The 15,407-nt window shown below is 61.4% G+C and carries 12 protein-coding genes and 1 pseudogene; 3 read left to right on the forward strand and 10 right to left on the reverse strand.

The genetic code is table 11. From position 1 onward, the window contains the following. Window positions 1-91: 91 nt before the first annotated feature. Window positions 92-2,155, forward strand: coding sequence for a carbamoyltransferase family protein (locus NKH03_RS22755; protein ID WP_352596297.1), 2,064 nt, complete (start codon window positions 92-94; stop codon window positions 2,153-2,155). Window positions 2,156-2,283: 128 nt separating this feature from the next. On the opposite strand, the pseudogene NKH03_RS22760 reads toward NKH03_RS22755, so the two are convergent. The 3 genes and pseudogenes from NKH03_RS22760 to NKH03_RS22770 form a co-directional block, all read right to left on the reverse strand. After that, window positions 2,284-2,943 (reverse strand): annotated as a pseudogene (locus tag NKH03_RS22760) (transposase); the annotation flags it as partial. Window positions 2,944-3,740: 797 nt separating this feature from the next. Then, window positions 3,741-4,379 carry an FMN-binding negative transcriptional regulator gene (locus NKH03_RS22765; RefSeq protein ID WP_023783766.1) on the reverse strand — a complete coding sequence of 213 codons (639 nt, stop codon included), beginning with the start codon at window positions 4,377-4,379 and terminating at the stop codon, window positions 3,741-3,743. A gap of 48 nt (window positions 4,380-4,427) precedes the next feature. Further along, window positions 4,428-5,072, reverse strand: a complete 645-nt coding sequence (locus tag NKH03_RS22770) for a helix-turn-helix domain-containing protein (RefSeq protein WP_352970633.1) — start codon at window positions 5,070-5,072, stop codon at window positions 4,428-4,430. A gap of 89 nt (window positions 5,073-5,161) precedes the next feature. Here NKH03_RS22770 and NKH03_RS22775 point away from each other — a divergent pair, with 89 nt between their 5' ends. Further along, on the forward strand, window positions 5,162-6,307 hold the full coding sequence (locus NKH03_RS22775) for a trans-sulfuration enzyme family protein (protein ID WP_023740430.1): 1,146 nt from the start codon (window positions 5,162-5,164) through the stop codon (window positions 6,305-6,307). Between the two features lie 541 nt (window positions 6,308-6,848). Then, on the forward strand, window positions 6,849-8,495 hold the full coding sequence (locus tag NKH03_RS22780) for an MFS transporter (RefSeq protein ID WP_352441151.1): 1,647 nt from the start codon (window positions 6,849-6,851) through the stop codon (window positions 8,493-8,495). A gap of 755 nt (window positions 8,496-9,250) precedes the next feature. On the opposite strand, the gene rlxS is transcribed toward NKH03_RS22780, so the two are convergent. The 7 genes from rlxS to NKH03_RS22815 all read right to left on the reverse strand — a co-directional run. Then, window positions 9,251-11,221 (reverse strand): relaxase/mobilization nuclease RlxS, encoded by a 1,971-nt coding sequence (gene rlxS, locus NKH03_RS22785; protein ID WP_352970634.1) that lies wholly within the window; start codon window positions 11,219-11,221, stop codon window positions 9,251-9,253. A 187-nt stretch (window positions 11,222-11,408) separates the two neighbouring features. Further along, window positions 11,409-12,095, reverse strand: coding sequence for a lytic transglycosylase domain-containing protein (locus tag NKH03_RS22790; protein WP_352708053.1), 687 nt, complete (start codon window positions 12,093-12,095; stop codon window positions 11,409-11,411). Continuing rightward, the gene (lepB, locus tag NKH03_RS22795; RefSeq protein ID WP_352538340.1) at window positions 12,083-12,631 is read right to left on the reverse strand and encodes a signal peptidase I; all 549 of its coding nucleotides are present in this window, start codon (window positions 12,629-12,631) and stop codon (window positions 12,083-12,085) included. Before lepB ends, NKH03_RS22790 begins: the two co-directional genes overlap by 13 nt. Further along, the gene (locus NKH03_RS22800; RefSeq protein ID WP_023740428.1) at window positions 12,628-12,897 is read right to left on the reverse strand and encodes a helix-turn-helix transcriptional regulator; all 270 of its coding nucleotides are present in this window, start codon (window positions 12,895-12,897) and stop codon (window positions 12,628-12,630) included. Before NKH03_RS22800 ends, lepB begins: the two co-directional genes overlap by 4 nt. Before the next feature lie 169 nt (window positions 12,898-13,066). Then, a complete protein-coding gene (locus tag NKH03_RS22805) occupies window positions 13,067-13,390 on the reverse strand; it encodes a DUF736 domain-containing protein (protein WP_023735798.1) in 324 nt (107 codons plus the stop codon). A 656-nt stretch (window positions 13,391-14,046) separates the two neighbouring features. Beyond that, a complete protein-coding gene (locus NKH03_RS22810; RefSeq protein WP_155923851.1) occupies window positions 14,047-14,271 on the reverse strand; it encodes a hypothetical protein in 225 nt (74 codons plus the stop codon). 283 nt (window positions 14,272-14,554) lie between these two features. After that, the coding region (locus NKH03_RS22815; RefSeq protein ID WP_352970635.1) for an ArdC family protein at window positions 14,555-15,407 on the reverse strand (853 nt) is incomplete at its 5' end.

Consider the following 15,407-nt stretch of genomic DNA (forward strand, 5'->3'; position numbering starts at 1 on the left):
GGTCGCAGCTGCAGGCGACAACACGGCCTATTTAGTTGGAAACAGTCGAGGTAGGCCAATTTGGCTTCCCCGTTACTATTTGGAGAAAGAAATGCTGTGTCTAGGAATCAGCGGCGGACTTGACCAAGTCCATGAAAACCGATTCGAGCGTCCGAACGCCTTTATGCACGATGGCGCCGCGGTGCTCGTCCGAGACGGAAAGGTGATAGCCGCCGTAGAAGAGGAACGCCTCAATCGAATCAAGCACTCGAACAAGCTGCCAAGTGGTTCGATTCAATACTGTCTCTCGACGGCCGGGGTTCAGCTCAGCGACATTGATCGTGTCGCGGTCTACGCCAGCGAGCCCTATGCCAACGCCATGCTTGAAGGTATGTCCGCTTCCCAACCGGACATTCTCTCCACTCCGTTGGATGCTAAAATGTTGGTGCAGAACCTGTTAGCGCGTGAGTTCGGCACTAAGTTGGACAGTTCGCGTATTTCATTCGTAGGTCATCATCAGGCGCACGCCGTGAGCGCCTTTGCAATGTCGGGCTTCGAACAAAGTCTCATTCTAGCGATTGATGGCTGTGGTGATTTCCTGTCGGGCCTTGTGGCGGTAGGGTCTGGCACAGAAATTACGCAAATCGAGGCTTTCCCGGAGGACAATTCTCTTGGGCTGTTTTATCTCGAGACGATCCGCTGTCTCGGCTACGGCATGTTCGACGAGTATAAGGTAATGGGACTCGCGCCCTATGGCGACCCCGCTCCCTATCGCGAGCTCTTCGAGCAGTTCTACGAGCTCTCCGCCAACGGTGGCTACCGTGTTCACCTCGACCGCATCGGTCCGGCGTTGCTCCGCAACATCGAGATCAGGCGAAAGGGAATGCCTTTCACCCAGCAGCATCGAGATGTGAGTGCGTCACTGCAGGAAGCGCTTGAGCGGATCGTGTTCCACATTCTCCGGCACCACCGTGAGGCCACCGGCATGAAGCGGTTGTGTCTGGCGGGAGGGGTAGCCCACAACTGCACGATGAACGGCAAGCTGCTGTATTCAGGGCTTTTCGAAGACATCTTCGTGCAACCCGCGTCTCACGACGCTGGCTGCGCATTGGGAGCTGCGCTGATAGTCTCTAACGAGATGGGCCGCCCCGCGCCGCGTGAGCGACTGCAGGAGGTCTATTGGGGTCCTGATCTCGGGAGCGACCGCGCCGTGGAACAGGAACTGAATGCATGGTCCGGACATCTCGAGGTTGAACGCTCTTATGACGTAGCGAGCAGTGCAGCCCACTGGATCACCAACGGCGCCGTGATCGGCTGGGTGCAGGGTCGTTCGGAGTTTGGGCCACGTGCGCTGGGCAACCGCAGCATTCTTGCCGACCCTCGGCCCGCTGCAAACAAGGACCGGATCAATGCCATGGTCAAGAAGCGCGAAGGCTATAGGCCTTTCGCACCATCTGTGCTGGAAGAGGATGCGAGCGAATTTTTCGACCTCCCGGACGGTAAGCACGAATTTCCATTCATGAATTTCGTCGTTCGCGTGCGTGACTCAAAGCGCGCCTTGTTGGGTGCCATTACGCACGTCGACGGTACGGCTCGGCTGCAAACAGTATCGCGCGATGCCAACCCCGCTTACTGGGAGGTCATCAATGCGTTCAAGAAGCGGACAGGCACTCCAATTCTGCTCAATACGTCCTTTAACAACAATGCTGAACCGATCGTGGATACGGTTGCAGACGCGATTGCCACATTTTTGACGACAGAGCTGGATGGACTTGTGGTCGGGCCCTTCTTGGTAAAAAAACGGGCTGCAACGCTGCAGGATTGGACTGCGCTTGCGATTTCATTGCCTCCCTCAGTCTCCCTCCATCAAACCCGTGCTTACACAGCGCGAGATCATCAGGAGACTGTCTGCGAGATTATTCCGAACCACTCCAGCATTGACAGTGTGCGAATTTCAAACGACCTGTTTAATCTGCTGATGCGGATTGAGGGCGAAGCCGTGTTAAGCGATCACCTCAATATAATTGCGCCGGATCAGGCGAAGCATGAAGCTTTGCTGGAGGACCTGCGAAGACTGTGGGAGCAGCGCCTGGTTCGGCTGCATCCCTCACAAGCTGCTCGGATGGATCATGGGTCCGATAAAACGCCGGACCAGCCTAATAGGCTATCAATGTGATAGAGATGCCGCTCAAGCTCGACCCCGCCTGCGAGCTCACCGCTGTGATTAGGGGGGCCGAGGTCGCCCTGGTCAGTATGCTTAGGAATGCTATTGAATGGGTCGTGTGCCTGGGTTGGAAAGGCGGGTCTGGCCTCACCGGACTTCTGTGTCGAGAGGTCCAGCCCGCAAAACTTTAGAAACTGGCGATGATGACCTAAGCGGCGAAGGCCGCCGGCTTCGGCAATGACGGTCAATGCCTCGATCGGTCCGATGCCGGGATTTGTCGCAGGAGCTGATAATCCTGGCTGTGCCGCAGCAGATCGTCGGCCTGTGCTTCGATCTCATTATGTTGCCGGATCAGGCTGCGTGCTTCGTCAATGACCATCTGGAACATGCGAATGGCAGGCGCATCAAGTCATCCAGTGGCAGCGGCAATCCGATCGATGGGCGCGCCGTCTCGAAAATGTCCATCAGAATCTGTGTCTTGCTGACCTTGCGGCCGACGGCATCCCAAGCTGCTGCCACAAACTCCTCCTTCGTCAGCGCCGTGATGCTTGCTGGGGTCGGAAAGGCATGGAGGAAGGCAAAGAACCGATCGCTGCGGCTGTTCCCCCGGAAGCGATCGATCTCGGGAAAATACAGCGGCAGGTAGTTGTCAGGATGCGGTGCTGGATCTCGGTCTTGGCCCTGGCGATCGCTTCATGTGTCTTCGACAGTTCATGCACTTCGTTGATGCCGGCTCGCAGCGGATCATGGTAGACCTGCGTCGCCTGTATCCTGAGCATGTGTAGGATCACCTGGGCATCGATCTTCTTGCCGAATATGACGCCGAAGGCCTTAAGAAGCCCAGGCATCGTTCGCTGACGAGAAGGTCACGTGTCGACAGCAGCACCCGCACGACACAGGTGCCGTGGCTCTTGATGCGAACCTGCTTAAACCATCCGGTCCGTCCGATCTGAGCAAGGCCCGCCGCTCGTGGCGGCCCGATTTGTCCGGCATCATCGAGAGGGCGGCGCTTGACACGATCGGAAGTCCGCGCTTCCTTAACTCGTTCCAGAGCCAGATCGCAAGCGGTCACGGCTCCATGCCGATCCGCTCCGTCTCCGCAGCTCCACAGTCCCGCCCGCATCTCCCAGTCGCGCCCGGGTAGCCATTGCGCTGCAAGGCGGGTCTGATCGCTAGGGCGGCGCCGCCACCATCTCCATCAGTCGGTTCGGCGACAAAGCCAATCATCTCCCGTAAGAGAAGTGCTTTCGGGCAAGTTCCGCAGGTTCAAGGAGATCGTTGACGGGGCCGCACTTGGAGCTGCGTCGAGCGCATGGTCGAGCTTGCCGCCCAAGGTACGTGGCTTCGAAACGCGTGCGATTGCGCCTCATAAACCGCTGCGCGGCTGGTCGCGGACATACGAGGGGGCGCAGGCGCCTGAAACGAACCCGTCGATCACGACGGAGCAATCCTGCCGCCTGACCAGGCGCGTGGAAAAGTATCACAACGGTGACCACAGCGTCGCTTCAGGCCGTCAAAAGCTATTGCCGTGCGTCAAGGCGGGCTAGGTGACCCGTCGGAAGCCGGCACCAGCGGCTTTGTCGGGACAAGACACATGCTATTGGGATTTGGCCGCCGCAGCCGCGAGCATCGCTTCTCCCATCGCAATGGCCCCTTGGGCACGCAGCATTTCACCAGGGTTCTGAATGTCGCGCAAGTCTTTGTTCTGGCTGAGTTTTGATTTTCCAACCAGGCCGGTGATCTCGATCTCCAGGGCGACGATTGCCTTGACCATCGTGTCGATGAAGTCCTTCGGCGCGTCGCCCATCTTCCACGGGGCAGGCTGCGAGGCTTCTTGCATATGAGTGAGCTTCGCCACGTTACGGCGTACATATCGCTCATCATCCCGGACAGTGATGCGTCCGTGGGCGTGGACGACGAGATAGTTCCACGTCGGCACCTGCTTGTGGAGTTCGTGCTTGCTTGGATACCAGTTCGGCGAGATGTAAGCGTCGGCCGCACGGAAGATTACGAGAACCTCATCGCCATTGGCGACTTCCTCCCAGACTGGGTTCTTGCGAGCGACATGGCAATTGAGAACGCCCTTGTCTCCCTTCGAGCGGTCAAGCTCGAAGGGGAGGTGGTTCGCGTCCAGTGTGCCTTTGCTTTGGGTGACGAGGATACCAAGCGGGTGTTTCTCGATAAGCTCGAACAGGGCGTTCTGATCAGGGACGGCAAAATGAGGCGGAACGTACAACGGTTTATCTCCTGTCGCGAATGGCGGTTGCTAGTAATCGGCGGAGCCTTACGGAACGGGCTCCTGAATCTTCGCTGCCGTCGACGAGTGCCCCGGATCTCGGTGTCCACCACGCTCAAGCACCGCCATCGAGAAATGGGCGGGCACATCAGATGCCGCCGCGTATGAGTGCGGTTGGTCAGTGACAAGCCGCGCACTCTCGCCTTCGCTTAAAATGACCACATGGGCACCTACCACAACGCTCAGGGCACCCTGACTGACCGAGATCAGCTCGCGCGTATCCAGACTATGAGCGTCCGCGGAAAACACGTCGCCCGGCATCATGACCCAGCTCCACAATTCGAACATCGTGCGCCCCGAGGTCGATGAATGAAGTTGTGCAGAGCTTCCCTTGGCGCTTGTCCAAAGCCTCCTCGTCTCTGTCCGCTCAATAGGGAGGCGAACTATGGAAGGATCGTCATTCAGCAAATCGGCCACGGAGAGCGAAAACGCCGCCGCCAGTCGGCAAAGTATGCCGATACTAGGGTTCGCCTTGCCTTGCTCGAGCGAGACGACGGTTCCCTTGGACAGGCCGCTCAGTTTTGCCAGTCGATCCAGGGTCAGATTTTGGTCGCGCCTCAAGTCTCGGATTCGAACCGCTATCGCTTTGCCAAGCACCTGCTCGGAACCCATCGCTGTCGTAACATCGGTCATTATATTGACTTAGGACCTCGGCTCACCTATTGCGGTCAGTATAATGACCGGGGCGAAATTGCAACTGCCCGTTAGGAAGGAAATAACCGATGCGTTTTGAGACGAAGGCGATCCACTGCGGCCGAGGGGTCGACGCGTCCACGGGGGCCGTATCCATGCCGCTGCACACCAGCACGACGTTCGAACGCGGTGTCAACGGGTCATTTCCGTCCGGCTTCGAATACACAAGGGATGGAAATCCTACACGCAATGCGTTCGAGGCGGCCATGGCGACGCTTGAGGGAGGGGAAGACGGCATCGCCTTCGCTTCGGGCATGGCCGCAATCGCTGCAGTTTTCGAGAGCCATCCGTCGGCGGGTCGGATCGTTCTGCCGGATGACATGTATTTCGGCATTCGTTCGCTGATCGAAGAGACCGACATTGGGTCTCGCTTCGACTTTGCCCCAGTCGACATGCGCGATTTGGACGCTTTGCGCGCCGCGGTGACATCGAAGCGGACTGGCCTCGTCTGGATCGAGACGCCGTCAAACCCGATGATCCGCGTTGTCGACATTGCGGCCATCTGCGCAATCGCGCACGAGGCAAACGCCTTGGCGGTGGTGGACAATACGTGGGCTACCCCAGTGCTTCAACTGCCACTCGAAATCGGGGCAGACGCGGTGATGCACTCGGCGACAAAGTACATTGGCGGCCACTCGGATTTGATGGCCGGTGTCGTCATTGTCCCAAACGCGTCACCCCTCGGTCGCCCATTGCGGATGGTCCAGAAACACAAGGGCAGCGTCGCAGCGCCCTTCGACTGTTGGCTGGCGTTGCGGGGCCTGCAGACATTGCCGGTCCGCATGCGCGCCCATTGCGAAGGCGCCCAGAAAGTGGCCGAGGCCCTGGCGTCTCATCCGCGCGTCGAAAAAGTGCTCTTTCCTGGTCTGCAAACTGATCCGGGACACGATCTTGCTACGCGGCAAATGAGCCATTACGGAGCGATGCTATCCTTTATCGTCGAGGGCGGAGCCGATGCTGCAATGGCCGTGGCCGGCCGCCTGAAGATTGTTGTCCGGGCGACAAGCCTTGGCGGGACGCATTCTCTGATTGAGCATCGCGCATCCGTTGAAGGTGCGAAGTCCAAAGCGCCAGGTGGATTGCTGCGAATTTCTGTAGGGCTTGAACATCCTCAGGACATTATCGATGACCTGATGCAGGCCCTAGGCGAAACCTGCAAAGCGGGAGTCCAATGACGGGTGCAAGACTCTGGCGCCGCTTTATGTGGCGGCTGGCGCAGCCGACGATCGGCAGAACAATGTTCCTGCTGAGTAGAACGCACGTCCTCTGGTGAACCGCTACCGCCGTGTCGCATCGTCTCGGGCGCGTGGTCGCATGGGTGATGAACGTCTTCGGGTTTCTGGACGATGGCCACGCGCCCGACCGGAAGCGGAAATACCCAGATTTTGCCGTTGACCTGCTGATGCTCAACCTCGTCGGAGATCGCGGTCAACAGATGGGATGGATGTGCTGGCACTACGGCAGTTTGACAAGCCGGCCATCGGGGCGCTAGCACCGTCCAAAGCCAAGAGTCGCAGGGCAGAACTGACCGCACCAAGCGGGCTGCGGGACCCATCAGCTAACGGCCAGGTTGGTACCTCAACGCGCATCAGCACCGTGGATGCCACATTGTCCTTGTTGCGAGCGCGATCTCGGAACTTCGTTGTGACGCAGTCAGTGCACAGAGCGCTGTAAGCAAATGAGCGGAAGAACGACACCCAATGGAGGTGAGAAGTGATGCGGCGTCAAGATCCTCCGCGCTTTGCGGCAAACACACTGATCCCTCTTCACAACCCGGTCTTTCGTTCTATCTGGACAGCCACGCAGATATCCAGCCTTGGCTGGCTGGTGCAGAGCGTGGCTATAAGCTGGCTCATGGCCACGATTTCAGCCTCCGATCTGATGGTTGCGCTCGTACAGGCTGCATCGACACTGCCCGCGTTCTTCTTGTCGATCCTTGCTGGAGCCATTGCAGACAGCTTCAGCCGCCGTGGCGTGATGCTTGCCGGACACTGCCTGATCGCACTGGCATCCACGGCGCTGGCACTCTCTGTGGGACTGGGCTTTGCTAGTCCATGGCTGATCCTGGGACTGAGTTTCTTGGCCGGATGCGGCTTTGCCTTGAACGATCCAGCCTGGCACGCCTCGGTCGGCGATATCCTGGAAAAGCGCGACATACCCGCTGCAGTGACGCTGATGTCGGTGGGGTACAACGTGGTTCGGAGCATAGGACCGGCGCTGGGCGGTGTAATCTTAGCTTTGCTGGGCCCCCTTACGGCTTTCGCCCTCGCTGCGCTAAGTGACCTGGTCCCGTTGAGCGCTGTTTTGCGCTCACAGTGGCAAGTTCGCTCTTCGCCTCTTCCGCGCGAGCGGATGACTACGGCCATTCATGATGGCATGCGATTCACGGCGATATCCTCAGAGATCAGAGTGGCGATCGTGCGTGCAACCCTGTTCGGGCTATCAAGCATCTCGATCCTTGCTTTGCTCCCCCTCCTGGTTCGCGACCAGCTGGCGGGAGGGCCAATTGTGTACGGCGTGCTATTGGCCGGCTTCGGCACAGGCGCCTTCATCGCCGGCATTGGCAGCAGCTACTTGAGACGCATCACGTCCCAGAACCGATTGATCACGCTCGCATCCGTTGCTTGCGCAACGTGCTGCCTTTTGATGGCCCTCACATCGTCGGTGGCTGTGGCGGCGATCGCGCTTGCAATCGGTGGCGCTGGCTGGGTTGTCACCTGGACCGGAACCGACGTGTGTGTGCAGTTGGCAAGCCCAAGGTGGGTCGTTGGTCGCACTCTGTCCATCTATTACGCCCTGACCTACGGCGGCATGGCAGCGGGTAGCTGGATCTGGGGTGCTGTCGCGCAGTACTATTCGCTGACGTGGGCTTTGGAAGGTGCTGCAGCGGCACTGTTGCTGGTCGCGGCTGTGGGAAAGCTATTGCCGGTGCGGCTATGGGAGGAATCGGATCAAGCGGCCGTCGACTTCAGGCCACCAGAACTGGCCCTCCCTTTGAAGCCCAGGAGCGGTCCGATCGTGATCAAGATGGAGTACTCGATACTCGAGGAGAGTATCGATGAATTTCTGAGCTGCATGCGCGAAAGGCGGCGCGTTCAGAGCCGCGCCGGTGCGCGGGACTGGACCCTCCAGCGCGACCTTCAGAAGTCGACGCTTTGGACCGAGACATTCCGCACGCCGACATGGACGGACTATATTCGTCTAAACCATCGACTAACGGTGAATGACAGGGACATAGGCGAGCGCCTTGCCGCTCTGCACATGGGTGATTCTCCGCCTCGCATCTCACTTTCAATCGAGCGGTCGACAAGCCCCGCCCCCGGCAGCCAAGTCCAGCCTGTGCCTTTTGTATCGCGCCCGTGAGAAAACCAAGACTTGTCTGGGCTTGGACACGGAACGAGCTACTCCTTAATTTGTTGAGCCTGCCCGGATTGCAAATCGTTCCGGCCGGTTAGGCGAGCATGAGGATTCGCGTGGCAATTATGTCCATCACGGGTCCATGTTCAGCCCGAGACCCCCCTCTCTGCCGCCAGATCGGCTTGAGCACGGATTCAGGTCGCCTGTCCTTTGCATAGCGGCGGGCAACGAATAGCAAGGGGGCGGAGGGTATCCCGTCTGCGAAGCGGGGCAGAGGAGGAATCCGCAAGGCGGGTTGCTGGGGAGAGGGGCCGCGCGCCTCTTTCCGCCTAGTTTTCTCCGTTACAAAGTCCTCCCGGGACGGACTGCCAGTTCACGCCAGGGCCAACAGCATGGTTGCTCGCACGGGCGACCGCCGCGTCTGCCGGTCCTGCGAGTAGAATAAGATCGGGAAGTGCGCTTCATCCTCGATGCCAGAGCTCGCGTCGCCGTACCGCGGCCGCCAGAGCCCCTTGCGCTGTCACGAGTCAGCCCACCTTTCTAGCTGGCAGCCATCGGGAGCCGATCCGCAGCACCTGTCGGCGCGCCTTCCGTGTGAACGCAGAACATGATGCATATTCCCAGCGCTTTTTGACGGAGCGAACTACAAAATGCAGAACACTGACTCTCCGCCAAATGAATGCTGCGAGCAAGCAGCAGGCGGAGGAACTCCGTCTGGGCTGAGTACCTGTTTCAACGCGGACAAATAAATTGTAGCCAGTTCACGAAACGCCGGGCCCGCTCCTCTGGCGTCCGATCGTCCAGGAAATCCCCTCGGCGCGCACCACGCCAGACACCTCCTTGCCGATATGATGCTCAAGCACCGGCCGCCAAGGCACCAGCGTGAACTCGCGCGATTTCTCGATGACACCGTATTTTCCGCCGGCGAGCTCGACGCAGCAGCGCAGCGTACCGTCTATTCGATTGCCATGCTGCGCTTCAGAATACGAGAGCCCGAGTTCGTCCGAGAGCTGACTGGCAACACGGTTCAGCTCTCGTTGCCGCAGCATCGAAAGCATGTTGGCGCGATAGATGACCCGATCCTGCGCATCATGGGCCAGACCTTGCGCGATCAGCCACTGCTGTCGGCGGGCCTGGACCTGACGTACTTCGCGACCGAAGCCAGAGTCGCGCAAGGACTCAGGGTGGGCTGATACCAGCTCCTGGTCGATCCAGGTGGCGCCGTCGAAGCCTACTTGGCTCTCCAGCGGCATTGATGAGAGCTTGTCGACGACAACAGGCTGGGCCCTCGCTCGCTGACACTCGTAATCCGCGACGCGGTTGAGATGGTCGGGCGCGACTGTCCATGTGCCGTCCGGCTCGCGCTCGACGCCACCGGTCGCACGGCGGATCGCCTCCAGTCGTCGCACGTGCGTTTCGGCAAAGCGTTCGGTGGCCGAGGGGTCATGCTTGAGATGGATATCGATGCTGTAGCGCCCGTCGTTGACCGTGGCGATGCCGGCAATTGTGCGGTCGACTTTTCTTGGCCCGGTGTCCCTCGGCCTGACCCGCACTATGCAGCCCTCTGGTGTCGGTTGGGTGGCCTCGCCTTTGCCGATATCAAAATAGTGGCTTTTGCCGTCCACGCCGTCGACGACGAGGTAATGGCGGTCAGTGATTTCGTCGGCCAGCCCGCGCCCGACGACACGTCCGACCACGGTTTGAGCCGACCCGTCGCATCGATCGTGGATAAGATGGTCGGCGGCACTGCGGACGAGCCCCTTGCCGGTCAGCTCGCGATGGATGGTCTTGACGATGTCGCCGCGCGCGCCGATGCGGCGTAGCGTAGCTTCGAGCTCATCCTCCAGGCGCCAGCGACCGGCAGGCATCTCCTCGGCGAGGCCCATCCGCTCGAGCTTGCGCAGGCGGCCCTGGTGCAGCGTCTGGCGAAAGGTGTCTCGGCTGGCCGGTGAGACACACCCCTCATCGTCGCGCATGCGCATCAGCTGCCGGTCGATGCTGGTGAAGCGTTCCTGATCCATCTCCTGGCGCAAGCGCTGCTTGATCTCGCGGTCGGTGCGCGGGCCAAGGTCGAGGCTAACCAGTTCGGCTGCGCGCTCGCGCAAGCCAGAGGAGATGTAGTCCCGCGCTATGACGAGGTTTTCGCCGTGATCATCCCTGCCGCGCACGATGATGTGGGTGTGAGGATGGCCGGTGTTGAAATGGTCGACGGCCACCCAGTCTAGCCTGGTGCCGAGGTCTTCTTCCATTTGCGCCATGAGGCGCCGGGTGAGCGGCTTCAGGTCATCATACTCGATTCCGTCTTCAGGGGCGACGATGAAGCGGAACTGATGACGGTCACCGTTCGCGCGATCGAGAAAGGCCCTGCCGTCCGCGTGGTCATTGTCGGCAGCGTAGAGCTCGCCACGCTCGCCTTCTCGGGTGACGCCGTCGCGCTGGAGGTAGCGGAGGTGCGCACGAGCCCCGTCGACTCCCTTGCCGGCCAGCTTGACGATGCGTGCCTTGACGACTGCGCGCCGCTGCCGAAACGCCGCGTGGCGGTCGCGCGCTCTAAGAACGGCGGCAGCGGCCCCGCCGCGCCCCACCCGGCTTCCGATGAAGCGGCTGCCGCGTCCGCTCCTGCCGCCTGCTCGGTTGACCGCGGCCTGCACCTGGCCAGCGTAGCGTTTGCCCGCCTTCGAGCCGCGCGAGCCAATTTTGCCGAGCTTCGGCGTGAATTCGTCATCCTGCATGCGGCCTCCGATGAGCCAGCAGCAATTTCAGAGGCTTGCCCGCCAGACCCTCCTGGACCCGGAGGCAACCTCCTGGGAAAACGATGTGCAGACAAACACTTCGCCGCCTCCAGGAGGCGCTGCCTTTATCTTGCCTTCCGCGCACATGCCCCCCTGGCCCCCGCCCGAACCACGCTAGCCGCTGCCCTCACCTGCGATCCGGCCGGCCTGATCTTGCTCGCTCCGATCCGAGCGGCACCAGGAGTTGGCCATTCGGGCCGGTCACGGAAACACCGTTTCGGAGAAAAAACAGCGACTGCCCGGACGGGATGCCCGGCGCGCTTTTGGAACGGGATTTGCCGGTGAGCGCGTCCATATCGCCGGCCGAAATGCCCGCCGCCTTGATCTCTTCCAGATACGAAACCGTCTCGCTGGGCAGCGGTCGCCCGCGCTGCAAATGCTGCTCGTAGCGCTCCGGCCCGGCGTTATAGGCTGCAAACAGGCCTGGAAATCCGAAGCGGTCATACATGGCGCGCAGATAGGCAGTGCCTGCCAGAATGTTGTCGCGAGGGTCGTGCGGGGCGGCTCCCAGGCCAAGCTCTGCGCGCAACTCCTCGTAGGTGCCTGGCATCACCTGCATGAGGCCAATGGCGCCGGCGCTCGACGTGACCGGCCGCCCATTGAGCGTCGTCTGCCCCCGGCTTTCGGCATCCATGACGGCATAAATCCAGGTTTGTGGAATGCTGAAACGCCGGCTTGCTTCGGCTACGAAGGGCTGCCATCTTGCAAGCTGCGGACTATGGGAGATGACGACCGGCTTCGTGTTGGTCGCGGCGGAACAGGAGCATGGTGCGAGACACGCCATGCTCAGCATAAGGAGGGTCACTCGGTCCATAGCGGCACGAGCCTCCCGATGATGTTTTCGGTCGGCACCGGCCCGAAATAGCGGCTGTCGAACGAGCGATCTTTATCGCTGCCGAGCAGGAAAACCTCGTCGGCGGCGAGTTTTCGGCATGCATTCCACCAAGGCAGCGGACGGTGCTGCGTGTCGGTTGCAAGCCGGCGCGCGGCTATCTCGCCGCCGATGATGATGGCGTCGCCGAAGGTGCAGACATGCTCGCCGGGCAGCGCCGCAAGGCGCTTGATCAGCGGCACGTTGCTGGGCAGATAGAAGCGTTCGGCGGCGAGATCGGCGACCGGTCTTGGTGGGCGGACGAGTACGAGATCACCACGAGCGGGCGATCTGGATGCGACGCGATAGAGGCCGACCGGCGCACTCGCCGAGGCGTTCCAGACCAGCCAGGGCGATGGTTTGCCGAAGGCGGCGAAGCCGATCAGGCCAAGGCCGATTGTGGCAACGACGATCGTCTTGCGGGCTCGAATGCGCCGCAGATGGCTGCCGATCAGACGGATGGTGGGACGCCGGCTCATGAGCGGCCTCCCTCACCGGCCGAGCCGGATTCGTGCGCGCCATCCTCGGGCGCGGTCTCCGGCGCGTGCCCCTTCGACCAGTCGTCGAGTTCGTCGATGTGATAGCGGACATAACGGCCGTGCTTGCGGAATTGTGGGCCACCGCCTTTGAGGCGCATCTTCTCCAGCGTGCGCTGGGACAGCCCGATATAGAAGGCCGCCTGCGCGGTGTTGAGAAACGGACTGCCCTTCTTGGCGCGGGCTGCGCGTTCGTTTTCGTCGTCCATGATGATCCTCGGTTCGTTACGGGCAAGCGAGGCGAGGATCGGCGAGCGAGATCGTTTTGGGGACGGGCGAAGAGTGGGGGGCGAGTTTTCGCCGCCCCTTCGGCGGCCTCACGGGTCCTGAGAGAGGCCCTGCGCCGGTTGGCGGCGCAGGGCTTTGCGGGTCGGCCGGTCAGTCGACCGGGTTCCAGATGATGGCGTAAGTGTCGTCGTCATCCTGGCCGGCGGCGCGGCCCAGATTGGCGTAGAGCTTGCGCGGGCCAAACTCGGGGGCCGCAATCGACAGGCTCACATAGTCCTTGCCGGAGGTCTCGCCGGTGCGGATCCAGGCCGCACCCACTTCGACCCCTTGCGTCAGCACCCGGTAGTCCGGATGGGTGTCGGCGCTCTTTGCCTGATTGGGCACGATGTCGATGTCGGCGCGGACGCTGAGCGTCTTGAGCTGGCCCTTGTAGCCGCCGTTTTCCTGTTTGGTGACGTATCCGATTGCGGTCATTTTCAGTCTCCTCTTGGTGCTCGCAGGGGACCATTCCCCTGCGATGGCGGACCGTGATGGGCGCGTCCGGACCGCCGGAACCGGCACGGCCGCAGCGATAGCGGAGGACCCGAGCGGGGAGTTTTTTTGAAGCGAAGCGGCGCGAGGAAGCCGCCGCAGGCGGCGGGGAAAAAAGCTGCCGGCGAGGGTTTCGGGCCGGCCGGATCCGCCCATAGGTCGTCAAGCCAGGCGCAGGGGAATGGTCCCTGAGACACAATGGAGACAGGTTGCGCGATCGGGGGCACAACGAGCAGGCGGCAATATGCGGGGGGCCGGCGGCGCGGGCTCTCTCGGCAATCGGATGTACAATTGGCGCCATGCGCCTGGCGCCTCAGCAAGCAATCCGGGGCGGTGCGGGGCTGCCGAAATGGGGGCGAATTGGCGTTGGAATTTATCGCACGCGGCACTGGCTCGGCAAGACGATCAATCGGAGCCGGCGCGGCCCGGAGCGGCGCGCGCGTCCTCAGCGGCAGTACTCGAGAAAACGCCGCTCGGGCCGTGATCGACTATTCGCGCACGAACAGCGACTGCTTCCTTGCGCACAGATCGGCGAATAGGAAGCCTCGCGGCTGGTGTAGCTTTCGGCCGGGAATTTCACCCAGCGCGGCAGCCATGTCTCAACCTGAAGCGGCCATTCTCGACGCCAGGGTAGTCTCGGTTTGGGACTCGACCTTCCAGGCGAAATTGCTGTCGGCGACATGCTTGAAGCCGATCTCGGTGAGCATCGAATCGGCGATTTCCTCGTCGCGCAAGCGATCGAAAAGCCATCGTCCGGTTGCCACCATATGCCCACGACGCGCACGAGATTGTCGTCGCAGAGCGCCCACCTTGCGCGCGAACATGCCGGCGGCAGCAAGGGGTCGCGATTGCCGCCGGCCACCACGCTATTCTCGGTCCGGTGATCCGAGCAGGGCCAACAGCTTGTGCCGCATTTGCCGAATGCGGCGTCAGCCTTGCAGCCGGCAAGGCTGGCAGTCACTGTCTCGTTGGCTGCGCGCTGCGGCTCGGGGCGCACCTTGGCGATGCAGATCGGCATAGTTCAGCATCGGGCCGGTGAGTTCCGGCGCCGTCAGAAATGGGCATCTGCTCGCTTTGCGGTGTCGGCCAGTTGAGCATGGTGCATCGTCATGCCGCAATCCCTTCTTGCGCCTCGCCTTCGGCATCGGCCTGAAGGCCAAGCAGGAAATCGGCGGCCTTCGAAGCGAGGCTGGCGGCACGGAATATAGCGCGGTTGTCCTCGCGCAGCACCTTCAGCCATGAGCCGATGTAATCGGCGTGACGCACGGTCGGCTCGATGCCGAGATTGCTGCAGACGAAGGCGGCAGTGATTTCGGCGACCAATTCTTCACGCGCGTAAGCCTTGGAGCCGAACGAGCCGGAGAGGTCGCGAGCAAGCCGCGTCGGGTGGCCGGTCCAGTGGCCAAGCTCGTGAAAGCAGGTCCGGTAATAGTCGATCTGCTGGTGGAACGCTGGCTGCGGCGGCACCTGAATGTGGTCGCTGCCCGGCATGTAGAAAGCGCGATCGCCGCCGACCCTGAAACCCGCACCGCTGGCGCGAATCAGGGTTTCGGCCTGCGGCACGATCTCGCACTGAGGCAGCGGCTCGGCGGGGGCATGGAGGGGTTCCGGAAGATTGTCGCACTGCGCGACATTGAAGACGGTGAAGCGCTTCAGAAAAGGCACGGCCTGTGGTGCATCGCCCTCGTGGCGTGCGCGCTCCTTCTCGTCCTTGGGGACAAAGCGGTCGGCATGCACGATGGTCGTGCCGCGCTCGCCTTTCCTGACATTGCCGCCCAGGGCAAGCGCCTGCCGGAAGGTCAGCCAATTCTGGCTGGGATAGCCGCGCTCGATGACGGCGCCCCACAGGATGAGGATATTGATGCCGGAATAGCTGCGCCCCGTGGACGCATTCCTCGGCAGGCCAAGGCCTGCTTTTGCGCTGCCCCATGGCTTGACCCATGGCACGGTACCGCGCTCC

It is taken from the genome of Mesorhizobium sp. M1406, assembly GCF_040317555.1.
GTDB lineage: Bacteria > Pseudomonadota > Alphaproteobacteria > Rhizobiales > Rhizobiaceae > Mesorhizobium.